At 71.9% G+C, this 25,044-nt stretch carries 10 protein-coding genes; 2 read left to right on the forward strand and 8 right to left on the reverse strand.

What is annotated here, in order from left to right:
• The first annotated feature begins 295 nt into the window (after positions 1–295).
• Entirely contained in the window at positions 296–1,138 is an 843-nt protein-coding gene (locus tag AB0L75_RS03415) for a DUF4097 family beta strand repeat-containing protein (protein ID WP_365174670.1), read from the forward strand.
• A 657-nt stretch (positions 1,139–1,795) separates the two neighbouring features.
• Positions 1,796–2,308 carry a hypothetical protein gene (locus AB0L75_RS03420; protein WP_365174673.1) on the forward strand — a complete coding sequence of 171 codons (513 nt, stop codon included), beginning with the start codon at positions 1,796–1,798 and terminating at the stop codon, positions 2,306–2,308.
• 92 nt (positions 2,309–2,400) lie between these two features.
• Here AB0L75_RS03420 and AB0L75_RS03425 read toward each other — a convergent pair whose 3' ends face one another.
• From AB0L75_RS03425 to AB0L75_RS03460, 8 genes are all read right to left on the reverse strand, one after another.
• Positions 2,401–3,264, reverse strand: coding sequence for a DUF4097 family beta strand repeat-containing protein (locus AB0L75_RS03425; RefSeq protein ID WP_365174675.1), 864 nt, complete (start codon positions 3,262–3,264; stop codon positions 2,401–2,403).
• A 71-nt stretch (positions 3,265–3,335) separates the two neighbouring features.
• Positions 3,336–3,881, reverse strand: coding sequence for a hypothetical protein (locus tag AB0L75_RS03430; RefSeq protein WP_365174677.1), 546 nt, complete (start codon positions 3,879–3,881; stop codon positions 3,336–3,338).
• Positions 3,882–4,030: 149 nt separating this feature from the next.
• Complete coding sequence (locus AB0L75_RS03435; RefSeq protein ID WP_365174680.1) at positions 4,031–4,798, reverse strand: alpha/beta fold hydrolase; 768 nt, start codon at positions 4,796–4,798, stop codon at positions 4,031–4,033.
• Positions 4,795–6,144: a lysine N(6)-hydroxylase/L-ornithine N(5)-oxygenase family protein gene (locus AB0L75_RS03440; protein WP_365174682.1), complete on the reverse strand. Its 1,350-nt coding sequence runs from the start codon at positions 6,142–6,144 to the stop codon at positions 4,795–4,797. The genes AB0L75_RS03435 and AB0L75_RS03440 overlap by 4 nt, the downstream gene beginning before the upstream one ends.
• Positions 6,145–6,270: 126 nt before the next feature.
• Entirely contained in the window at positions 6,271–9,507 is a 3,237-nt protein-coding gene (locus AB0L75_RS03445) for an amino acid adenylation domain-containing protein (protein ID WP_365174684.1), read from the reverse strand.
• Positions 9,508–9,681: 174 nt separating this feature from the next.
• Complete coding sequence (locus tag AB0L75_RS03450) at positions 9,682–12,795, reverse strand: acyltransferase domain-containing protein (RefSeq protein WP_365174687.1); 3,114 nt, start codon at positions 12,793–12,795, stop codon at positions 9,682–9,684.
• 1 nt (position 12,796) lies between these two features.
• On the reverse strand, positions 12,797–19,381 hold the full coding sequence (locus AB0L75_RS03455) for a type I polyketide synthase (protein ID WP_365174689.1): 6,585 nt from the start codon (positions 19,379–19,381) through the stop codon (positions 12,797–12,799).
• A gap of 9 nt (positions 19,382–19,390) precedes the next feature.
• Positions 19,391–25,039, reverse strand: coding sequence for an SDR family NAD(P)-dependent oxidoreductase (locus AB0L75_RS03460; RefSeq protein ID WP_365174692.1), 5,649 nt, complete (start codon positions 25,037–25,039; stop codon positions 19,391–19,393).
• Between the last annotated feature and the right edge of the window lie 5 nt (positions 25,040–25,044).

Below are 25,044 nucleotides of genomic sequence, written 5' to 3' on the forward strand. Positions count from 1 at the left end.
CCGGTTCCCTCCCCCCAGTGCCATAGGGAACTCGCACGCTGGGCGATCGAGAAACAGCCAGCACAGGACGCGCGGTCCGACGCGACGCGCGCACGGCGAAGGGCGAAGGACGAGGTGTCCGACGTGGTGAGGGCGGGACAGGATCTGCTGTGTTCCCCGGCGGTACGGGCCCGTGCCCCGGTGGCTCGCGTCCCGGGGCCCAGGACGAGCCCCCGCGACGAAGCGCGCATCTGCGTCGTTCGGGCTGCCGTCTGGACCAGACCGGCGGCCGCAGACATTCCGAAGGCGGCCCGCCATGCCGACGTTCGACACGCCCTCACCTGTCAGGGTGGTGCTCAGCCTGGTGTTCGGCCAGGTCCGGATCCTCGCGAGTGACCGCGCCCAGACGATGGTCGAGGCGTACCCGCGCGACCACGACGACCAGAACGACGTGCGGACCGCCGAGCAGCTGCGCATCGACTACGCCGACGGCCGGCTGCTCGTGGACGTCCCGGAGCCGGGTGGGAACGGTGGCGCGGTCATCGTGGTGATAGCCGTGCCCACCGGATCGAGCCTGCGCGGCCGGGGTACGGCGGCGGACTTCCTCGGAGTGGGAGAGCTGGGCGAGTGCCGGCTCAGCACGGGCCTGGGACACATCAGGCTCCACCATACCGGCAGCCTGCAACTGACCGCCGCCCTCGGCGACATCACGGTCGACCGCGCGGTCGGCACCGTCGAGGCCACGGCGGACTGCGGCGACGTCCACCTGGGGCGGATCGAGGGCAGGGCCACGGTCAGCGCGAAGGGCGAGGGCGACGTCACCGTGGGAGAGGTGTCGGGCGTCGCCAGCCTGCAGGCCGAGAAGGGGGCCATCAGGATCGGCCGGGCACACGCCGACGCGGAGGCCCGGACGACCGACGGTGACATCGACGTCGGGGAAGTGGTGCAGGGATCCGTGGTCGCCGCCACCACGTTCGGCAGCATCCGGGTCGGTGTGGCCGCGACCAGCAGCGCCCATCTGTCCCTCGACTCCGCCGCGGGCACGGTCTACACGTCCCTCTCGCTCCTCGGCGCGCACGAGCCGGCCGACGACGTCGTGCGCGTCCAGGCCCGGACCGTGATCGGTGACGTCGTCGTGGAGCGCTCCTGCGGGGGATGAACCCGATCGCAGCCGGGCGCACGCTTGCGCCAGGAGCTTCCCACCCGGCATAGCGCCACATCGCCACACCCATGGCGCCAGCGGCACTTCGCCGCCGCTCGGCCGCTGTTCGGGCGCTGTTCGTCCGGTCAGGGCTTTGCCCTTCCCCCGTGGGGCGCAAGCCGAGGCTTGCATCGGAGCCAAAGCGATGCCATACTGGCGCCACAGGATCCACCGCCGTTACACGGCAATCCGAGTGCGAGATCCCAGTCGCCGGCGAGGCGGAGAGCGAGGGTGACCTTCTCTCCGAGCGGCCGGCGGCCCGGCCCAGGTCACGACCGACACCGACCGACACTGCGGCCGATGGCACCACCAGCTGAGAGCTGGCCACGATCACGGCACCGATGCCGTCCCCCGTCGGTCATCGGTGCCGCCTCAGCGGGCCCCGGAGAGGAAAAATCCCCCGCTCTCCGGGGCCTGCACCTTTTTCACGCGCCCCGATCCGGCGCCATTCTGGCGCTAGACCGAGCCCCCATGGCGGCGCATCACTCGAACCCACTGTGACAAGTGGACCCATGCCACGCGAAACATCCCTTGCTTCACCTGGACTAAGGGTCGCGTGTGATTGTTGGGCCGAGCAGGCGCCGCACGGCGCAACCTATGTGCCATGATGGTTTCGTGGAACTACGGGAGTACGTCGAGGCGCTGCGCGATGAGTTGGTCGCAGCCTGTGCAGCAGGAGATGCCGAGACCCGCGCGGTTGCCGAGCGACTCGTCGCTCCGCTGGACTCGGCCGTCCGGCTCACGCTGCTCAAGGTGCTGTCTGCCGCGGCCGAGGAGATCACTCAGGACCTGGCGCCTGGATCGGTGGACCTGCGCCTGCGGGGCATGGAGCCCAGCTTTGTGGTGACCCCGCCCTCGGGCGACGACAGCCAGGTCGAGGACACCGCGGATGAGACCGGTGACGCGGCGAGCGACTGGTCGACCGGAGCGCTCAGTGGCGCCATGAGCGGCGCCACGGCCCGGATCAACTTCCGGCCTCCGCAGGCGATGAAGGAGCAGATCGAGGAGGCGGCGTCCAGGCAGGGCATCTCGGTCAACGCGTGGATGGTCCGGGCCTCTGCCGCAGCGCTGGCCAACAGCAGGCGATCCCCTCGCGGCAGGCAGCAGTTCAACGGCTGGGTGCGGTAGCCGTAGCGACACAGACGGGCCCCCGCTGCCGTTTCCGCCGACAGCGGGGGCCCGTCGTCCCCATCGAGGGGGACCGCGCAGGGGACCCTCCCTCAGATGCGGTGGATCGTGATGTCCCCGAACGAGGTCTGCGCCCGCACGTCGATCGACTCCTCGGGCGACCCGAGCGACTTCTCTGCCGGCTCGGCGTCACTCTCCAGCATGTTGTGCACCCGCCCGAACCCGGTGGTCAGATCCAGCTTCGCCGGGTGACCCGCACCGATGCCGATCTCCAGGTCACCGTTCCCGGTCTTGAGCACGACCGCGCCGCGGGTCGCCGCGCCCACACTGATGCTGCCATTGGCGGTCTGGGCGTCGATCCTGGAACCCGATGCCTGCTCGACGGAGATGTCGCCGTTGGAGACGCGGACCTGGACGTCGCCGAAGACCTTGCCGATCTCCGTGTTGCCGTTGGAGTTCTTGACCACGGACGCGCCGCCGATCTCTCCGATGCGGATCTGCCCGGTGCCCGTCCTGACCTCGGCGTCACCCTCGATGCGGCCCACGGTGATGTGCCCGGCCGATGTCTTGAGGCGGGACGGACCGACGTGCTCGACCTGGATGTGCCCCGTGGGGGTCTTGTACGTGCACTCGCCGAGACGGCCGGAGGAGCGCAGGTCCCCCATCGAGGCCTCGCCACGCACATGAGAGCCGATGGGCAGCACGATCGACACATCCGCCGAGCGGCTCTTCCGGGAGAAGTCCATGACCCGGGGCTTCGGCGTCCTGACCACCAGTACGCCGTCGGCGTACTCGACGCTCGACTGCTTGGCGGCCTTCACATCCGAGTCGTCGTTCTCGTCGGTCGGCCGTACCTCGACAACGGTGTCGGTGCGGTCCTCGGCGGTGATCTGCACGTCACCGGCACCGATTTCGAGCGTGACGGAGATCGGTCCAGGAGTGTCGAACACAGGCATGGCTGCCCCTCTCATGAATTCTGTCGGGCGTCCCCGCACATCGGGACGAGTGAGCTGACGCTCGGGTTGCTTCAGCGCACCCAGGCGGTGTAGCGCTGCCGGCACCGCTTGCCGCGCCGATGGGCGGTACAGGAGGCGCGGTCCTTCTGCACCACGGAGGAGGCCCTCTGTGCCAACCACGCGTCCACCGAACGCCCTTCGTAGCCTGCGGCCCGCTCGATGGCCGCCTTCAGCTGCTGGGGGAAGCGCACGGTGACAAGTGCGGTGGCACCTTCTTCGGCGGTCGGCACGTCGCTGGCCGCCGCGGTCTCGGACGACCGGTCGGGCGACGATGGCGTCACGACGAAGTTCGGTTCGTCTCCACGGAGACGAAGTTCAACGGAGCCTTGGGCGAGGTCACGATTGATCTCGTCCGCGGCGGCTGCCAGCGTGTCGACCAACGTGAGTCGGATCGCCGACTCAAGCTGTGCCGCCAGCGCACGGGCATCTTCACTGTCGATCCGAGCAAGCGCCACGAACTCGCGCCCGAGTCTGTCTACGAACGGGCTTACATCCATGGCGCCATCATGGCGCATAAGTTGCGCCATCACAAGTTGCTGCACCACCGGAGGTGCCATTCAAGCCTTGTGGGTGACCGAACAAGCCACCAGGACCGGAAACACGACGCGAGCGGCACCGCGGGCGCCCCCATGGCGATCCATGCCATGGGAGGCGCCCGCGGTGCCGCTCGCGGTGTGCGGTACGAGGAATCAGGGCTTCGACATCATCAGGCGGCCTTCGTACGGGAGGTGACGTGGCCCAGTACCTCGCTCAGGTCCGCCAGCAGCGCGTCCTCCTCGGGCCTGAGGTAGAAGTGCCCACCGGGCAGCACCCGCAGCCGGAAGGAGCCATGCGTGATGTCCGCCCAGCCGCGCATCTGCTCCGGGGTCACTTCGGAGTCGCTGTCACCGGTGTAGCCGTACACCGGGCAGTCGAGCGGAGGACGGCGGCCACCGGGATAGTCGTCCACCAGGCGGTAGTCCGCGCGGACCGCGGGAAGCACGACCTCCCGCAGGCCCGGGTCCGCGAAGACCGCGGCACGGCTCGCGTCGAAGCGCACGACATCCGCGATGATCTCCTCGTCCGTGCCGGAGAGCCTGCGCATGCCGTCCAGCGCGTGCGGCGGCCGTCGGCCGGACACGCACAGGGCGGCCGGCGGACATCCCCGCGCCTTCAGGCGCAGCGCCACCTCGTGCGCCACCGAAGCCCCCATGCTGTGGCCGAACAGCACCAGCCGGTGCCGCGTCAGCTCGCCGAGCGCCTCGGCTATGTCGTCCGCGAGGCTCTCCAGCCCGGTCGGGAACGGATCGCTGAGCCGGTCCTCCCGGCCCGGGTACCGGACGGCGAGCACGCCGATGTCCGAGGGCAGTCCCGCAGCCCAGGTGCGGTACGCGCTCGCCCAGCCGCCGGCGTGGGGAAAGCAGACGAGCTTCGTCTCGCACCCGTCGTCGTCACGGAAGCGGCGTACCCACAGCTCTTCCACCGCACTTGTCATCGAAGGACGTCGCTTCCGGCCTTGGCGAGGACGGCGTGCTCGGCGCTCTGCCCCGCACGCCGGGTGACGATCGAGTCGGCGATCTCACCGCTTCGTACAGCGATGTTCGACAGCAGCGAGGAGGTCAGGCCGTGGGTGTGCTCGGTGCCGCCCTGGAGATAGATGCCGCACCGCATCTCGGGTTCGGTGACGATGCGGTAGTCCCGCTCCACCCGGTATCGGCCCTCCTCGTCGCGCAGGCAGTACCGGTCGAGGTCGCCGAGCAGGCGCGTGGGCTCCATGCCGTGGTAGCCGGTCGCGCAGACGAGCGCGTCGAAGTCGACCTCACGCACCTCGGCGTCGGGGCCCACCTGCAGCGAGACGCGGGTCTCGGCGCCGGCGCGCTTCACGCCGGTGACCCTCGTCAGGTTGAGGAACTGCAGGCGCCTGTCGCCGCGCACCTCTTCGTCGTACGACCTGCGGTACAGGTCCCTGATCACGTCGTCGTCGACGACCGAGTAGTTGGTGTTGCGGTGGTACCGCCAGAACGCCTCCCGTGTCTGGTCGGTGCCGAAGTAGTAGTCGTCGACGGCCGCCGGGTCGAAGATCTGGTTGGCGAAGGGGGTGTCGTCCGCGACGGAGTAGCCGTAGGACGGGATGATCGCCCACACCTCGGCGTGCGGAAGCTCGTCGTGCAGGAACCTGGTGATCTCGGCCGCGCTCTGGCCCGCACCGACCACCGCCACCCGGCGCAGCTCCCCGGGGTTCATCCGGCGGTACTTCTCCAGGAACTCGGAGCTGTGCCACACCCGTTCGTCGCGCTCGGCTCCCTCGGGCATGCTCGGGACCAGGCCCGTCGAGATCACCACGTTCCGTGCCTCGACCACGCGCCCGGGCCGGCCGGTGGCATCCGCCACCTCCAGGCGCAGACGGTCCGAGGACTCCGGATCGGTGCCCGGCGCCAGCCGGATCGACGTCACCTCCGAGCCGTACGCGACGTGATCGGCCACCTGTGCCTGCGCCCACTCCAGGTACTGGTGGAACTCCTGGCGCGTGGGGAAGAAGTCCTGGTTGTTGACGAACTGCGGGAGCCGCCCCGACGCGTGCAGGTACGCGATGAAGCTGAAACGCGAGGTCGGGTTGCGGAAGGTGACCAGGTCCTTGAGGAAGGATATCTGCATGGTCGCCGTCGGCAGCAGCATGTTGCGGTGCCAGCCGAAGGAGGACTGGCGCTCGAAGAACAGGCTGCTGACGTCGTTCTCCAGACCATGCGCCCGGTGTTCCTCCAGGGCGATGGCGAGCGACAGGTTGGACGGACCGAACCCGATGCCGACCACGTCGTAGGTCTCGTGTTCACGATTACTCATAGAGATTCTCCCGCTGGCATGGCTTCGCGATGCGCTGTTCGCATCTTCGACCGGCAATCTTCTGCTCCGGGATCTCTCCGGAGCCCTTCGTGTCGCGCACATGGGCCGACAGAACCCGTACAACGCTCAGAGGACTTGGCCGTCCCTCGTCCTCCTGCGAAGAGTCGGCCTGCTCGACTGGTCGAGGTCCTTCCACATGTCCGACAGACCGGCGATGGTGCGTGCCGCGAACAACCGGCGGATGGACACCTCTTGGTTCAGTTCCGCCCGGATCAGGCCGACCAGCCTGATCGCCCGCAGCGAGTTGCCACCGAGATCGAAGAAGTCCTCGTCGATGCCCACCCGCTCCATCTCGAGCACGTCGGCGAACGCCTCGGCCAGCACCCGCTCGGTGCGGTTGCGCGGCGCCCGGTACCGTCCGTCACCGAACTCGGGCTCCGGTAGCGACGCCCGGTCCACCCTCCCGTCCGCCGTCGCCGGGAGGCGTTCCAGCACCGCGAACACCGACGGCACCATGAAGTCCGGCAGCCGTTCCGTGGCGAACCGGCGCAGCTCCTCGTCCGAGAGGCCGGACCCGGGGTCCAGCGGGACCGCATAGGCCACCAGCCGCTGCTGCCCGGAGTCGTCCGCCCGGACGACCACCACGTTCTGTGCGAGGCCGGGGTGCTCGGACAGCACCGCCTCGACCTCGGCCGGCTCGATCGGGACACCGCGTATCTGTGCCTGGGCCTCGACCTGGCCGACGTACTCCAGGCGGCCGTCGGTACCCCACCGCACCCGGTCCCCGGTGCGGTACATGAGCCCGCCCGCCGGACCGAAGGGACAGGGCACGAAGCGCTCCGCGGTCCGCCCGGGGCGGCCCGGACAACCCCGAGCCACGCCGGGTCCGGCCACGTACAGCTCTCCGGCCACGCCGACGGGGACCGGGGCCAGCCCGGGGCCCAGCACGTAGAGGGCGGTGTTGTCCATCGGGCGGCCGAGCACGCCGCTGTGGTGCGCCGGTTCGCCCGCCGCCAGGCGCCGGCACGCGGCGAACCCGGTCGTCTCCGTCGGACCGTGGCCGCCCACGATCGTCAGCTCGGGGCCGGCCTCCCGTACCCGTCGCACCGTGGCCGCGGACACCCGGTCGCCACCGGTCCACACCTCGCGCAACCCGGCCAGGGCCTCGGGGCGTTCGGCCGCGATTGCCGAGAACCGGTCGGCGGGCAGCCACACCGCGGAGATCTCGTGCGTCGCTCGCGCCTCGGTCAGCGCGGCGGCGTCCAGCTCCCCCGAGGGAGCCACGACCACCCGGCCGCCGTTCAGCAGCGGCACCCACACCTGAAGGGCGAGCGCGTCGGAGGTGTGCGGCGCGTGCCACAGCACGGCGCCGCGGCCGCCCTCCTGCCACTGGCGGTCCAGGACGAACCGCTCCATGTTCCGGTGCGTCACGGCAACTCCCGTGGCCGCGCCGGTCGTTGCGGAGCCGTGCGTCACGGCCAGCAGGCCGTCCCGGTGCACCGGGACCGAAGCCTCCCGCACCCCGTCGCCGCCGTCGGCGGTCTCCGGCCGGATGTCGTCGAGCAGGATCGCCGGAACGTCCAGGCCGGCGGGGAGCATGTCGGCCGTCGCGGCATCGGTGAGCAGTGCGCGCACCGAGGCGTCGCTCACCACCGGCGTGATCCGCTCCGCCGGGGACGCCGGGTCGACCGGCAGATAGGCTCCGCCCGCCTTCACCACACCCAGCAGGGCGACGACCAGCTCCGTCGAGCGGGGCAGTGCCACCGCCACGACCGTCTCGGGTCCGACGCCCCGGCGCCGCAGCGCCTCGGCCAGCCGGCTCGACCGCTCGTCCAGCTCCCGGTACGAGACCTCCGAGTCCCCGGACACCACCGCGACGGCGTCGGAGGCGCGCTCCACCTGGCGGGCGAACAGCTCCGGGACCGTCAGCCCCGGCAGCGGCACATCCGTGTCGTTCGGTGCCGTCAGCACCCGGTCCCGCTCGGCACCGCCCAGCACGTCCAGGGCACCGACCGGCAGCTGCCCCTCGGTGGCCATCACGGCACGGATGTACGCGATCAGCTCCTCGCCGATGAAGCGCAGCTCCGCGCCGGAGTACAGGCCCGCGGGGGCGTCGAGCCGGAGGTACAGGTCGCTGTCGGCGGTCCCGTCGGTGTAGACGCCGATCGACAGTTCGTCGAAGGCCCCGGTCGTCCCGGCGAGGTGGCGTGCCGTGCTGCCCGCGAAGTCGAGCTGCTCCGCGAACTCGACGACGTTGACGACGGCGCCGAAGCTGCCGCGACCGCTCAGGCCGGTGCCGCTCGCGCGCTGGATCTCCGAGTAGTGGCAGGCGGTGTGATCGAAGATCTCGTACGTCTCGTCCACCACCGCGTCGGCGATCTCGGCGAAGGTCGCGCCGAGCGGAACCTTCACCCGCACCGGCACCACGTTCACCGCCAGGCCGGGCGTCCTGCTCGCCGCCCCGGACCGGTTGGCCACGGCCAGCGAGAGGAGGAACTCCGGGTGATCGCAGCGGTGCCGGAAGACCACCGCCGCCGCGGTGGTCCACAGCGTCGACATCCACACGCCCAGGGACTTCGCGGTCTCGGTCCAGGCGTCCGCCTCGGCGCGCGGAACGCTCAGCGTCCGGCTCGCTATGCCGATGGCGTCGGCCAGTTGGCACCAGCGGTCGGCCCTGCCCGTCGGCTCGGAGAGCGCGGACCGGGTCTCCTCGGGCAGGTGGACGCGCGGAACCTGCGCGGGCGGCGGAGCGTCCGCCAGGTACTCCCGCCAGAACGCCGTGTCCTCGGTGAACTCCTCGGAGGCGCGGTACTCGGCCGCCTCCGCCGCGAACGACTCCGCGTCCCACGGGTGCGGCAGCTCCGGCACCTGCGCGTTCCGCGCCAGCGCCGTGTACACCTCGGCGAGGCGCCGCGACAGCAGGCCGCCCGCGCCGTAACCGTCCGACACGAGGTGGTGGTAGACGATCACCATGAGAGAGCGGGCCGCCCCGAGCTTCACCACGCCCAGCCGGAGCAGCAGATCCCGCTCCAGGTCGAACGGCTGCCGCAGCACTTCGGCCAGCGCTTCGCGTGCCGCCTGCTCGGGATCGGCCGCGGTGCTGACATCCAGGAAGAAGGGCTGCCAGTCCCCCGGTTCCCGGACCACCTGCCGCAGTCCGTTGCCGTCGTCGACGAAATTGACGCGCAATATCTCCGCCTCGCCGAGCACATGGCGGAATGCGGATTCCATGACCGCCACGTCGAGCTCGCCGTCCACATCCCACATGGCCGTCGCATGGTTCAGCGTGTCGGGAGTCATTTTCTGCGCCCGCCACAACCCTTCATGCGCAGACGACGCACCGAACGAACGCAAAGAGATCATCCCCTCAGCAAACAGGCGAGGAATTGGAGGAATTCACAGATGGCCTCCACCCTCACGGAAGTGGAACAACCGGTCAACGCAACCGGGTGGCGGGACGGGGCCGGCCGCTGCCGGCCTTGCGTCCCGCCGGCGGGACGGCCCCATGGCGCACGCGGCGCCCGGAACGCGACGGGATCACTGCCGGTCGCGGCCGGCCATCGCGGTCATGATGTGCCCGGCGACCTGTCTCGGTGTCGGGTTGCGCAGCACCAGGTTGGCCCGCAGCCGGAGCCCGGTCGTCGCGGCCAGGCGCTTGCTCAGCTCCACCGAGAGCAGCGAGTCGAACCCGATGTTCCTGAACTCCTGGTCGGGGTCGATGGTCTCGCTGGACGGGTGTCCGAGCACGACGGCGACCTTCTGGAGGACGTGGTCCAGGACGAGTGCCGCCGCCTCGTCGTCGGGGAGGGCGGAGAGCTGGTCCGGCAGGGCGACGGGCTCCTCCTCGCCTGCGGGCGGCTCCGTCGGGGGCACCTCCGCCACCACTGCCGCGTGCGTGGAGTTCAGCCAGTACCGCTGCCGCTGGAAGGCGTACGTCGGAAGGTCCACGCGCCGGCGGGCCCCGAGCAGGGCGTCCCAGTCCACGGTCCCGCCCCGGACGTGCAGCTGGGCCAGCGAGCCGAGGACGGCCTCCACCTCGCCCCGGTCCCGCCGCGACGAGGACAGGACCACCGCGTCGCCGACGTCCTCGACGATCTCCTGCACCGGGACGGTCAGCACGGGGTGCGGACTCATCTCGATGAACACCCGGAAACCGTCCTCGGCCAGCTGCCGGACGGCTGTTTCGAAAAGGACCTTCTCGCGCAGATTGGTGTACCAGTACTCGCCGTTCAGCCGGGCGGTGTCGATGATTTCGCCGGCCAGGGTCGAATAGAAGGGCAGCGTCGAGGTTTTCGGGCGTACGTCGGACAGCGCTTCGAGCACCTGGTCGCGCACCCGGGCCACCTGCGCCGAATGGGAGGCGTAGTCGACCGGGATTCTCCGGGCCTGTACGCCTTCGGCCTTCATCTTCTCGACGAATTCGTCGAGTGCTTCGGGCTCCCCGGACACGACAACGGAGCGGGGTCCGTTGACGACGGCGACGCTCACCCGGTCCTTCCACGGAGCGAGATGCGCGGCCACGAAGTCCGCGGACTCCGCGACCGACGCCATCCCGCCGTGCCCGATCAGATCCAGCAGCGCCTTGCTGCGGAGCGCCACGACCTTGGCGGCGTCGCTCAGCGACAGCGCACCGCAGACGTAGGCGGCGGCTATCTCGCCCTGGCTGTGTCCCACCACGGCGGCCGGTTCCACACCCCAGGACCGCCACAGGGCGGCCGTGGACACCATCACCGCGAACAACGCCGGCTGCACCACGTCCACCCGGTCCAGCGAGGCAGCCCCCGCCACACCGCGCACCACGTCGAGCAGCGACCAGTCGACGAACTCGGCCAACGCGGCCGCGCACGCGTCGAGGCTCTGCGCGAAGACGGGGAAGGCCTCGTACAGCTGCCGGCCCATGCCGACCCACTGCGATCCCTGCCCCGGGAACATGAAGACCGTGCCACCGAGGTTCCCGGCGACACCGCGCACCACCGCGGGGGACTCCGCGCCCTCGCCCAACGCCGTCAGACCGCTCAGCAGCTCGTCCCGGCCGGGGCCCAGCACCACCGCGCGGTGCTCGAACGCCGTCCGGCTCGACACCAACGACCAGCCGGCATCGGCGAGATCGAGGCCCTCATCGGCGGCGGCGAAATCGCGCAGCCTGCGTGCCTGGCGTTCCACAGCCGCCGCGCTCTTGCCCGACAGCACCCACGGCACCAGGCCGCCGGGCACCGCCGCGCCCGGGCCGCGCTCGTCCGCCCGCTCCGGCGCCGGTTCCTCCTCCAGGATCACATGCGCGTTGGTGCCGCTGACGCCGAACGACGACACCCCGGCCCGCCGCGGACCGTCCGGCCGGGGCCACTCCCGTCCGTCCACCAGCAGTTCGACCGTGCCGGAGGACCAGTCCACATGCTGTGAGGGCGTGTCCACGTGCAGGGTCTTCGGCAGGAACCCGTGGCGCATGGCCATGACCATCTTGATCACGCCGGCGACCCCGGCGGCGGCCTGGGCGTGACCGATGTTCGACTTCATGGACCCCAGCCAGAGCGGCCTGCCCTCGCTCCGGTCCCGCCCGTAGGTCGCGAACAGGGCACCCGCCTCGATGGGGTCGCCCAGCACGGTTCCGGTGCCGTGGGCCTCGACCACGTCCACCTCGCCGGCCGCGACCCCCGAGTTCGTCAGGGCCTGCCGGATCACCTTCTCCTGGGCGAGGCCGTTGGGAGCGGTCAGCCCGTTGCTGGCGCCGTCCTGGTTCACCGCGGAACCGCGGACGACGGCCAGCACGGGGTGGCCGTTGCGGCGGGCGTCGGACAGCCGCTCCAGCAGCAGCACGCCCACTCCCTCGGCCCAGCCGGTTCCGTCGGCCGAGTCCGCGAAGGACTTGCAGCGGCCGTCGGCCGACAGCCCGCGCTGCCGGGCGAACTCCACGAAGATCGCGGGCGTCGACATCACCGACACCCCGCCCGCCAGCGCGAGCGAGCACTCGCCCGAGCGCAGTGACTGCACCGCCAGGTGCAGCGCCACCAGCGACGACGAACATGCCGTGTCCACCGACACCGCCGGCCCGGTCAGTCCCATTTCGTACGCCACCCGACCGGACGCGACGCTCATCGCGCTGCCGTGCAGCAGGTAGCCCTCCAACTCGCTCTTGCTTCCCTCCAGGAAGCGCGCGCCGTACTCGGAGGAGCTGACGCCGGTGAAGACTCCGACGTCGGTCTCGCGCACACCGGCGGGAACGATGCCGGCCCGCTCGAAGACCTCCCACGACGTCTCCAGCAGCAGGCGGTGCTGCGGGTCGACCGCCAGCGCCTCGCGCGGGCTGATGCCGAAGAAGTCCGCGTCGAAGTCGGCGACGTCGGTCAGGAACCCGCCCTGGCGGACGTAGGAGCTGCCGACCACGTCCGGATCCGGGTTGTACACGTCCCGCCACCCGCGGTCCGCCGGGAACTCGTCCACGGCGTCCACGCCGTCGCGGACCATGTTCCACAGGTCCTCGGGCGAGGACACGCCTCCCGGGTAGCGGCAGGCCATGGCCACCAGGGCGATCGGCTCGCCGCGGCCGGCTTTCAGGGCGTCGTTCTCCTGCCGGAGGCGGTCGCGCTCCTCCAGCAGTGCGCGCAGCGCCCGTTCGACCCGGTTGTCCGCTGTGCTGTCGGCGGAGTTGCCCATGTCAGTTACCCCTCTCGTCCAGAGCCAGGTCGACCAGTGCGTCCAGGTCCAGGGCCGCCAGTTCGTCCGCGCCGGTGTCCGCGTCCGGCACCTGACCGCCGCCGTCCGCACCGGACGGGTCGGCGCACTCCAGAACCAGCTCCAAGATGCCCGCGCTGCGCAGCCTGTCGATCGAGACGTTCCGCAGCGCTTCCCTGATCTCCGCGTCCTCGTCCGGGCCGGTGCGGGTCGCCGGCTCCGGACGCAGCAGGCCGAAGAGGTGCTCGCTCAGCTGGCGTGGTGTCGGGTAGCTGAAGACGAGCGTGGACGGCAGGCGCAGTCCGGTCGAGGACGCCAGCCGGTTGCACAGTTCCACCGAGGTCAGCGAGTCGAACCCGAGGTGGGTGAAGGCCTGGTCGGCGTCGATGGCCGCACTGGACGGGTGTCCGAGCACGATGGCGACCTGGTCACGGACCCAGTCCTGTACGGCCGCCTCCGCCTCGCCCTCGGACAGCGTGACCAGCCTGGCGGGCAGGCCGAGCGGGCCGGCGTCCCGGGTCGTGCCCGGCCTGCTGCGGAGCGGACGACCGGCGTCGACGAGGTCGCGCAGCAGGAGCGGCAGTTCGTCGCCGGTCTTGTTCCGCAGCGCGGCGACGTCCACCCGGGCCGGGATCATGACCGGGTCGTTGAGCGCGCACGCCGAGTCGAACAGGGCCAGTGCCTCGGGTGTCGGCATCGCGGTGAGGCCGAGCCGCCGGACCCGCGAGAGGTCGACCTGGTCCAGCTCCGCGGTCATGCCGCTGCTCTCCTCCCACCAGCCCCAGCACAGCGAGGTACCGACCAGGCCGGATGCCCTGCGCTGTGCCGCCAGGCCGTCCAGGAAACCGTTCGCCGCGGCGTAGTTCGCCTGTCCTCCGGTGCCGAGCGTGCCCGCCAGCGCGGAGAACAGGACGAACGCCGAGAGGTTCTGATCCCGGGTCAGCTCGTGCAGGTGGACGGCGCCGCCGGCTTTGGCGCCCAGCACGCGGTCGAGGCTCTCCGCGGTCAGCGACTCGACGGTGCCGTCCGCCAGCACGCCCGCCGCGTGCACGACCGCCGTCAGCGGGTGCGCGGGGGGCATGTCCGCGAGCAGGTCCGCCACGGCGGCCCGGTCCGCGACGTCGCATGCCACGACCTTCACGGCCGCGCCCGCCCCTTCCAGGTCCGAGACCAGCTCGGGGGCCCCGTCGGCGGCCGGGCCCCGACGGCTCGCCAGCACCAGGCTGCGCACGCCGTGCTCGGCGACGAGGTGCCGTGCCACCAGGGAGCCCACTCCCCCGGTGCCGCCGGTGACCAGTACGGTGCCGCCGCCGAAGCCGCTGCCCATATCGAAAATGATCTTCCCGACGTGGCGGCCCTGGCTCATCTCGCGGAACGCCTTGCGCGCGTCGCGGATGTTCCAGACGGCGACCGGGTTCAGGTGCACCCGCCCGTCGGCGAACAGCTCCATGACGGCGCGGAACATCTCGTGGATGACGTCCGGGCCCGCCTCGTAGAGGTCGAAGGCCTGGTAGTCGACTCCGGGGTGGTCGGCCGCCACCTGCTGGGGATCGCGGATGTCCGTCTTCCCCATCTCGACGAAGCTGCCGCCCTCAGGGAGCAGCCGCAGTGAGGCGTCGACGAACTTGTGCGCGAGGGAGTTCAGGACGAGGTCCACACCGCGGCCGTCCGTGGACTCCAGGAGGGTGTCCGCGAAGTCCAGGTCGCGCGACGACGCCAGGTGCGCGTCGTCCAGACCCAGAGCGCGCAGGGTGGGCCACTTGGCGGGGCTCGCGGTTCCGTAGATCTCGGCACCGGCGTGTTTCGCCAGCTGGACGGCGGCCATGCCCACACCGCCTGCCGCGGCGTGGATGAGGATCCGCTGGCCCTTGTCGAGGTTCGCCACCCGGAAGAGGGCGTAGTACGCGGTGAGGAAGGCGCCCGGCACGGACGCCGCCTCGGTGTAGGTCCATCCCTCGGGGACGGGCATGAGCAGGCGGTGGTCCGCCACGGCCACCCGGCCGAAGGCGCCGGTGAAGATGCCCATCACCCGGTCACCCGGTGCGAGGCCGGTGACGTCGTCCGCCACCTCCAGCACGGTTCCGGCGCCCTCGCTGCCGATCCCGGCGTCGATGGCCGTCCTGTCCACCAGTCCCAGGGCGATGGTGACGTCCCGGAAGTTGAGTCCCGCGGCGTGTACGGCGATGCGTACCTGGCCGCTCGTCAGGGGCGCCTCCACCTCGGGGCAGGGGACCCACATCAGGTTCTCCAGCGTCCCCTTGCTCGGGATGCCCAGCCGGTGGGCGCCTGCCGCCGGGGGCTCGATCTGGTGGTGCGCGGGTGAGGTCGCCGTCATACGGGGCACGAGGTACGCGCCGCCCCGCAGGGCCAGTTGGTCCTCGCCGAGGGCGGGCGCGCCCGGGAGGTTCGCCCAGGACGCCTCCTCGTCGTCGACGTCCACGAGCCGGAACCTGCCGGGGTGCTCGGTCTGGGCGGACCGGATCAGGCCCCATACGGACGCGCCGGGGAGGCTTTCGACGCTCTCCTCGCCACCGGTGGCGAGGGCCAGGCGGGTGAGGACCACCAGCGTGGATCCGGCGAGCGGCTCCTCGGCGAGGAACCGCTGGACCAGGCCCAGCACCTGGGTGTCCGCGCCGGCGACCGCGGCGAGCAGATCGGGGCCGTCGTCCACGAGATCGTCCAGGCAGAGGACGAGGTGCCGGGGTGCCTCCCCTGCGAGGACGTCGTCGAGCGACGCGTAGAACTCGACGCTGTCGTCACCCGTCTCGGCAAGGCGCGAGGCCTGGCCGTCCTTCGCGCCGAGAACGCCCCACCGCCCGCGGTGGGTTTCCCGCTCGCTGTGCTGGACCGGCCGCCATGCCAGTTCGTACAGCGGGTGGCCGTGTCCGCCGCGCGCCGCGCGCAGCTGCTCGGGGCTCGCCGGCCGGAACGTCAGCGCCCCGATGTGAGCGATCTTGCGGCCGTGCTCGTCGGCGACGGCCACCGACACGGCGGCGTCGCCGGCCCGGGAGACCTTGATCCGCACGGTCGATCCGGACTGCCCGGCCAGGTCCACCCCGGACCAGGAGAAGGGCATCCAGCCCTGGTCGCCTGTGACCTCGAGGACACCGGCGACCACCACCGCGTGCAGCACGGAGTCCATCAGCGCCGGGTGCAGGGCGAACCCGGCACCGGCCGAGCCGTCCTCGCCCATCGGCAGCGTGGCCGTGGCGAAGAGGTCGTCACCGCGCTGCCACACCTCTCGCAGCCCGCGGAAGGCCGGCCCGTAGTCGAAGCCCGCGTCCGCGAAGTCGTCGTAGAGACCGCCGAAGTCGAGCTGCCCCGCCCCGGCCGGCGGCCACACGGCGAGCGACTGCGCGTCCTCGGGCCAGCCGGCCGTCCGCGCCGTGCTCGGTGCCAGGCTTCCCGTCGCGTGCCGGGTCCAGCCGCCGGTCGTACGGTCGTCGCCGCCGGGACGCGAGTACACGTCCAGGGAGCGGTGTCCCGTCTCGTCCGCCGCGCCGACGACGATCCGCACCTGCACATCGCCCGAGTCGGGAAGGATCAGGGGAACTTCCAGGGAGAGTTCCTCGATCGCCGCGCATCCGACGAAGTCGCCCACCGACAGCGCCAGGTCCATGTAGGCGGTCGCCGGTACGACGACCGCGCCGAACACGGCGTGGTCGGCCAGCCAGTCGTGGGTCCGCAGGGACCACAGGTCGGTGAAGACCACCTCGTCGGTACCGGGGTGGTCCACCACGGCGCCCAGCAGCGGGTGCTCCGGGGTCGACAGCCCGGCCGAGGCCACGTCCGCCCTGCCCATCCCGGCCAGGAGGTCCAGCCAGTACCGGTGCCGCTGGAACGCGTACGTGGGGAGGTCCACCGACCGGCGCGCCCCGAACAGGGCGCTCCAGTCCACGGCCCCGCCCCGGACATGGAACTGGGCCAGCGAGCCGACCAGCGTCTCCACCGCCCCGCGGCCCCGCCGCGACGACGACAGGACCACCGCGTCGTCCACGCCCACACTGGCGAATGCCTCTTTGGTGATGCTCGCGAGGGCCGACCCCGGCCCCGTTTCGAGGAACACGCTCGCACCGGCCGCACGGGCGCACTCCACCGCGGCGAAGAAGCGAACGGGTTCGCGGACGTGGTTCACCCAGTGGGTGACCGACGTCAGCTCCTCGATGGTGGCCTCGCGGCCCAGCCTGGTCGAGATGACCGGGATCGAGAGGCGGCCCGCGGGCAGCTCGTCGACCGATCCCGCGAACTCGTCCAGGATCGGGTCCATGAGCGGGGAGTGGAACGCGTGGTCGACGTCGAGCAGCTTCGCCGACGTGCCATCGGCGACGAGCCGGTCCCGCAGTGCGTGGACCTCGTCGCGGTTGCCCGAGACCACCACCGATTCCGGGCCGTTGACGGCGGCGACGCCGATGCGGTCGGACGAGCCGAGCAGCGCGTTCACCGCGTCCTCCGAGGCGCGCACCGCCAGCATGGCGCCCTGCTCGGTGACCGTCTGCATGACCCGCCCGCGGGCGGCCACGAGCCTGGTCGCGCCGTCCAGGTCGAGGGCGCCGGACACATGCGCGGCGGCGATCTCGCCGACCGAGTGGCCGATCAGGTGGTTCGGCTGCCCGCAGTACCGCGCGATGAGCCGGTACAGGGCGACCTGCAGGGCGAACAGCGCCGGCTGCGCGATGTCGGTCCGCTGGGCCTGGTCCGGTGCGAGTTCACCGGCGAGGAGCAGGGGCTTCAGGACGTAGGGCAGATGGGTGTCGAAGCGCTCGCAGACCTCGTCGAGGCTCTGCGCGAAGACGGGGAAGGCGTCGTACAGCTGCCGTGCCACGCCGACCCACTGCGATCCCTGCCCCGGGAACATGAAGACCGTGCCACCGAGGCCGCCGGCGACACCGCGCACCACGGCGGCGGACTCGGCGCCGTCGCCCAACGCCGCCAGGCCGCCCAGCAGTTCGTCCCGGCCGCGGCCCAGCACCACCGCACGGTGCTCGAACCGCGCCCGGCTGGACACCAGCGACGACGCGACGTCCACGACGTCCAGGTCCGCATCGGCGGCGGCGAATGCGCGCAGCTTCTCCGCCTGGGCCCGCAGCGCCCCCTCCGAGCGCGCCGAGACGACCCACGGCACCAGCCCGCCGGCGGCGCCGGGCGCCTGAGCGGCCGTGTCGGGCGTCGTCTCCTCCTCGGGCGCCTCCTCCAGGATCACGTGCGCGTTGGTGCCGCTGGCGCCGAAGGCGGACACGCCGGCCCGCCGGGGCCGCCCCGGTGTGCTCGGCCACTGCCGGTCCTCGGTGAGCAGCTCCACCGCCCCGGACGACCAGTCCACATGCGTCGACGGGCGGTCCACGTGCAGCGTCCTGGGCAGCAGCCCGTGCCGCATCGCCATGATCATCTTGATCATGCCGCCGACGCCCGCGGCCGCCTGCGTGTGCCCGATGTTCGACTTCAACGACCCGAGCCACAGCGGGCTGCCGGGATCCCGGTCCTGCCCGTAGGTGGCCAGCAGCGCCTGCGCCTCGATCGGATCGCCCAGCGTCGTACCCGTTCCGTGGGCCTCCACCACATCCACGTCGGTCGCCTGCACCCGCGCGTTCGCCAGCGCCGCGCGGATCACCCGCTGCTGCGCCGGGCCGTTCGGCGCGGTCAACCCGTTGGACGCGCCGTCCTGGTTGATCGCCGTGCCGCGGATCACCGCCCAGATCCGGCGCCCGTTGCGCCGCGCGTCCGACAGCCGCTCCAGGACCAGGACGCCGACGCCTTCGGAGAAGCCGGTGCCGTCCGCCGCGTCGGCGAACGCCTTGCACCGGCCGTCCTCCGCCAGGCCCCGGTTCCGCGACATCTCCCGGAACACCTGCGTCGTCCCCAGGACGGTGACGCCCCCGGCCAGAGCCAGCGCGCACTCGCCCTGCCGCAGCGACTGCACCGCCTGGTGCACCGCCACCAGCGACGACGAGCACGCGGTGTCGGTCGACACCGCCGGGCCCTCCAGGCCCAGTGCGTACGCCACACGCCCGGACGCCATGCTCAGCAGGGCGCCGGTCTGTCCGTAGCCCGAGATGGCCTCGGGGGTGAAGAAGTGGTTGCCGTACCCGAAGTACGCCAGGCCGGCGAAGACACCGGTGTCGCTGCCGCGCAGCGTATGGGGGTCGATACCGGCCCGTTCCAGGGACTCCCACGAGGACTCCAGCAGCAACCGCTGCTGCGGGTCGGCGGCCAGCGCCTCGCGCGGGCTGATCCCGAAGAACTCGGCGTCGAAGTCACCCGCGTCGTACAGGAACCCGCCCGAGCGCGTGGTGCAGGAGTTGGGCCGGTCCGGGTCCGGGTCGAACAGGGTCTCCAGGTTCCAGTTGCGGTCGTCCGGGAAGTCCGACACCGCGTCCCGGCCTTCCTGCACCAGGTCCCACAGCGCCTCCGGGGACGCCGCCCCGCCGGGGTAACGGCAGGCGACACCCACGACCGCGATGGGCTCGGCCGCGGCCTCCGTCAGCTCGTTCAGGCGCCGACGTGTCTCGATCAGCTCGATCGATGTCCGCTTGAGGTAGTCGAGAACATCGGCGTTGTTGTCGTTTGTCATCGTTCTCCCCTAGCCGAGCTCTTTGTCCAGCAGGGAGAGAAGCTCTCCAGCTGATGCCGAACTGATCCGGTCGACGATGCCGGCCGGTGATCCATCTCCCGCCATCGAACGCACGCGGCCCTGCAGTTCGCCGAGCAGCGTGGAGATGGTGGCCTTGTCCTCGTCCGCGAGTGTGAGGAACGCGTCCTCCAGCCGAGCGCCCAGTCCCTCGATCTCCTTGGTCAGGCGGTCGGCCGGAGATTCCGGGGCGCCTGCGGAGTCGGGGGTGATGCTCGCGCTCAGGAACTGCGCGAGGCTGCTCGGGTTCGGGTAGTCGAACGCGAGCGTGGCGGGCAGCTTCAGGCCGGTCACCGCCGCCAGCTTGTTCCGCAGCTCCAGCGCCATCAGCGAGTCGATCCCGAGATCCTTGAACGCCACGACGGGACCGACCCGCCCGGTGTCGGCGATGCCGAGGACGACCGCGGTCTGCGCCCGTACGGCATCGAGCAGCACCATCTCCGCGTCGGCCGGCGACAGCGACCTGACCTGTTCCGCGATGTCGGCCTCGGTGGCCTCCCGGCTCGCCGGGCCGCCTTGGCCCGCGGGCGCCCCGACCAGATCGCGCAGCAGCGGTGAACCCGCCTGGCCGGCCTGCGACGCGCCCAGCGCCGAGAGGTTCAGCCGCGCCGGCACCAGCACCGGCTCGTCCCGCGAGATCGCCGCGTCGAAGAGCGCGAGCCCCTCGTGCGACGCCATCGGCTGCACGCCCTGGCGTTGCAGGCGCACGATGTCCGCCGCACCGAGGCCGGCGCCCAGTTCACTGCGTTCGGCCCAGTAACCCCAGCACAAGGAGCTGGCCGCCAGCCCCTCGGCGCGGCGGGCCTCCGCCAGGCCGTTGAGGAACGCGTTGGCCGCCGCGTAGTTGGCCTGGCCCGCCGTACCGAGCACGCTCGCGATCGAGGAGAACAGCACGAACGCGGACAGGTCCAGGTGTCGGGTCAGTTCGTGCAGGTGCCAGGCGCCGTGCGCCTTCGGCGCCAGCACCGCGTCCACGCGGTCCTCGGTCAGCGCCTCGACGACGCCGTCGTCCAGCGCGGCCGCGCAGTGGATCACCCCGGTCAGCGGGTACTCGTCCGGTACCGCGGCGATCAGTTCGGCGACGGAGTCGCGGTTCGTGACATCGCACGCCACGACCTCGACCCGCGCGCCCGCCGCGGTCAGCTCCTCGCGCAGCCCGGCCGCCGCCGGGGCCGCCGGACCTCGCCTGCTGGTCAGCAACAGCCGGCGCACGCCGTGCCGCTGCACGAGGTGCCGGGCCAGCATCGCCCCGAGGCCGCTGGTACCGCCTGTGATCAGCACCGTCCCGGACCCGAGACCGGGGCCGTCCGCCGCCTCACCGAGGGATCCGCGACCGGCGGACGCGCCGGAGGCGTGGGCCAGTCGGGGGGTGGTCACGAGGCCGGCCCGGATCTTGAGCTGGGGTTCTCCGGTCGCGGCCGCCGCCGGGATGCCCGCCCACGAAGCGGGCTGGTCGTCGGTGTCCACGAGCGTGAGCCGGTCCGGGTTCTCGGTCTGCGCGGTGCGTACGAGTCCCCAGACCGCGGCCGTCGCGGGGTCGGTGTGGGGGACCTGGTCGTCGTGGATCGCCTGCCGCGTCACGATGACCAGGCGGGAGTCGGAGAACCGGTCGTCGGAGAGCCAGCCCTGCGTCCACCGCAGCACACGGTGGAGGTTCCGCTCGACGGCCGCGGGCGTGTCGCCGGCGCCCGCGCCCACGTCCGCCCGTTCGACGGCGGCGATCACGACCGGGGGTATCGCCTCACCGGAGGCGGCGAGTTCCTCTAGGCCGGCGAAGACCGGTCCGCCCCGTCCCAGGGATGCGGTGACCGCGCCGTCCGCGCCGAGCACCGCGTACCGGCCGGCGGCTGTGCCGGACGGGATCGGGAAGGGAACCCAGTCCACCTGGAACAGCGAGTCCTGGTGGTCGAAGCTCAGCTCGGTCAGCTTGCCGACGTCCACGGGCCGCAGGGTCAGCGACTCGACGCCGCCGACGGGTGCTCCGCTCCGGTCCGCGATGGCCACGGACAGCGTGTTCTCCCCGGTGGGCGTGAGCCGGACGCGCAGCAGGTTCGGCTCGGCCGAGTCCAGGCGGATCCCCGTCCAGCGGTGCGGCAGCAAGCCTTCGGAGCCGTCGGCGATCCGCCCGAGGCCGGTCGGGAGCAGCGCGGCGTGCAGCAGCGCCGGGTGGATCCGGAACCGGCCCTGGTCCGCGCCGTCGTGCGCGGGCAGCTCCACCTCCGCGAACAGGGTGTCGTCGCGCCGCCACACCTCCTTCAGGCCGCGGAACAGGGGCCCGTGGCTGAACCCGAGGTCGGACAACCGGGCGTACTCGTCCTCGAAGGGCACGCCGACCGCGCCCGCGGGAGGCCATGCGACGAGGTCGTCCGCACGGCGGGCCGCCGCGGTGCCGGAACCGACGACCCCGATGGCGTTGCGCGTCCACTCGGGTTCGCCCTCACCCCGTGAGTGCACGCTGATCACCCGCTTGCCGTCGACCACCACGCGGATCTCGCGATCGGCCGTACGGGACAGCACCAGCGGTGTCTCCAGCGTGAGTTCGTCGACGACGTCGCAGCCCGCCTTGCGCGCCGCCCACGCCGCCATCTCCACCAGCACGGTTCCCGGCACGAGGACGGCGCCGTGGACGACATGGTCGGCGAGCCACGGGTGACGCTCCAGCGACAGGCGTCCGCTGCCCACCACTCCGCCGCGCTCCGCGTCGTCGGGCAGATCGATCACGGCGTCGAGCAGCGGGTGGTCCGAGGTGCTCTCGGAGGTGGTCTCGCGGGGTGTGCTCATCCAGTAGCGCTGCCGCTGGAAGGCGTACGTGGGCAGCTCGACCCACCGGCCGTCCCGGCCCGGGAACGCCGGCTCCCACGACACCGCGACGCCCGCCACGAAGGCCTCGGCCGCCGACCGGTACAACCGGGCGAGACCGCCGTTGCCGCGGCGCAGCGAACCCACCACGACCCGGGCGGCGCCGGGGGTGGTGTCGAGCATCCCCTGGATGTTGACCGTGAGCAGCGGGTGCGGGCTGACCTCGATGAACGCGCCGTGGTCCTGGTCGAGGAGGCTCTTCATGGTGGCTTCGAACTGGACCGGTTCCCGCATGTTGCGGAACCAGTAGGCCGCGTCCAGCTCCACGGTGTCGATCAGCCCGCCGGTCACCGTCGAGTAGAACGCCACCGGCGTGGGCTGGGGCGTGATCCGGCCCAGCTCGTCGCGGAGCCTGTCCTCGAACTGGTCCATCACGGGTGAGTGCCCGGGGACGCTCGCCGGGATCCAGCGCGCGCGAATGCCCTCGGCCTCACAGGTCGCGACCAGCTCCCTGACCGCCGAGGCCTCACCCGAGACCGTCGTCGAGTACGGTCCGTTGACCGCGGCGATCGCGGCCCGGTTCCCCGTCCGCTCCAGCAGCTCCCGCACCCGCTGCTCGGTCGCCACGATCCCGGCCATGCCGCCGTCCTGGGTGGCCGTGGCCAGCAGCCGGGACCGCAGGGCCACGATCTTGGTCGCGTCCTGCAGGGTCAGGGCGCCCGCGGCGCAGGCCGCGGCGATCTCACCCTGGGAGTGGCCGATCACCGCGTCCGGTGTCACGCCCAGCGAGCGCCACACCTGTGCCAGCGACACCATCACCGCGAACAGCACGGGCTGGACGACGTCGACCCGGTCCAGGTCAGCCGCCTCCGGTCCCCCGGTCACGGTGTCGATGAGCGACCAGTCCGCCCACGGCTCCAGGGCCTGCGCGCACGCGCGCATCTGCTCGGCGAAGACCGGGCTCGTGTCCCACAACTCCCGCCCCATGCCGACCCACTGACACCCCTGGCCCGGGAACACGAACACCGTCCTGCCGACCGGCTTCGCGACGCCGGAGACCACACCGGCGGGCGGCCTGGTCCCCTCGGCGACGGCGGTCAGGCCGACGAGCAGCTCGTCCCGGTCCGCGCCGATCACCACCTGGCGGTGGTCGAACAGCGATCGGGTCGCCACCAGCGCATGCCCCACGCCCGCGACGGGCAGGTCCGTGTCCGCGGCCACGTGGTCCCGCAGCCGCAGCGCCTGCTCCCGCAACGCCTGCGCGGACCGCGCCGACAGCACCAACGGCACCGTCCCGGCGGCATCGGCGGAGACCAGGCCGGTGGCGGAGTCCACGGCCGGGCGAGCCGGGGCCGCCTCCGCCTCGGGTGCCTGGCCGGAGGCCTCCGGTGCCTGCTCGTGGGTCTCGGTCCCGGGTGCCTGCTCAAGGATGAGGTGAGCGTTCGTGCCGCTGACTCCGAAGGACGACACGCCCGCGCGCCGGGGCCGCCCCGGTGTGCTGGGCCACTCCCTGGCCTCGGTGAGCAGCTCAACCGCCCCGGACGACCAGTCGACATGCGGGGTCGGACGGTCCACGTGCAGCGTCCTGGGCAGCACCCCGTGGCGCATCGCCATGATCATCTTGATGATGCCGCCGACGCCCGCGGCCGCCTGCGTGTGCCCGATGTTCGACTTCAGCGAGCCCAGCCACAGCGGGCTGCCGGGATCCCGGTCCTGCCCGTAGGTGGCCAGCAGCGCCTCCGCCTCGATGGGGTCACCCAGCTTGGTGCCGGTCCCGTGCGCCTCCACCGCGTCCACCTCGCCGGACGACAGCCCGGCATCGGCCAGGGCTGCCCGGATGACCCGCTGCTGCGCCAGTTCGCTCGGCGCGGTCAGCCCGTTGGACGCCCCGTCCTGGTTGATCGCCGAGCCCCGGATCACCGCCAGGACCCGACGCCCGTGGCGCAGCGCGTCCGACAACCGCTCCAGCACCAGCACGCCGGCGCCCTCGCCCCAGCCGGTGCCGTCGGCCGCCTCCGCGAACGACTTGCACCGTCCGTCGGCCGACAGGCCCCGCTGGCGGGCGACCTCCACGAACATCCCCGGGGTCGGCATCACCGACACCCCGCCGGCCAACGCCAGCGTGCACTCCCCGGAACGCAGGGACCGCACGGCCTGGTGCACCGCGACCAGCGACGAGGAGCAGGCGGTGTCGGTGGACACCGCCGGGCCCTCCAGGCCCAGCACGTACGCCACCCGGCCCGAGGCCACACTGGTGTACGTCCCCGCGATCGCGAAGCCCTCCACCTCGCCGGCCGCCCCGCCGCCGAGCCGCGGGCCGTAGTCGACGCCGTAGATCCCGGTGAACACCGCGGTCGCCGAACCGCGCAAGGCGGCCGGGTCGATACCCGCCCGTTCCAGCGCCTCCCACGACGTCTCCAGCATCAGCCGCTGCTGGGGATCCATCGCCAGCGCCTCTCGCGGGCTGATCCCGAAGAACGCCGCGTCGAACTCGGCGGCGTCGGGCAGGAATCCGCCCGAGCGCGTGTACGTCTTCCCCTGTGCCTCGGGATCCGGGTCGTACAGCCCATCCAGGTCCCACCCACGGTCCCGCGGGAAGTCCCCCATCGCGTCCACACCGTCGGACACGACGTCCCACAGCCCTTCGGGGGACGTCACTCCACCCGGGAAGCGACACCCCGCACCCACGACCGCGATCGGCTCGCGAGCGGACTGCTCCAGCTCGCGTACTCGCTCGCGGAGCGTCTGCGCGTCGCCGACGGCGCGTCGCAGGTAGGACCGGAGCTTGTCGACATCCTCCACCAGGG

This window comes from Streptomyces sp. NPDC052101 (assembly GCF_040680235.1).
Classification (GTDB): Bacteria; Actinomycetota; Actinomycetes; order Streptomycetales; family Streptomycetaceae; genus Streptomyces.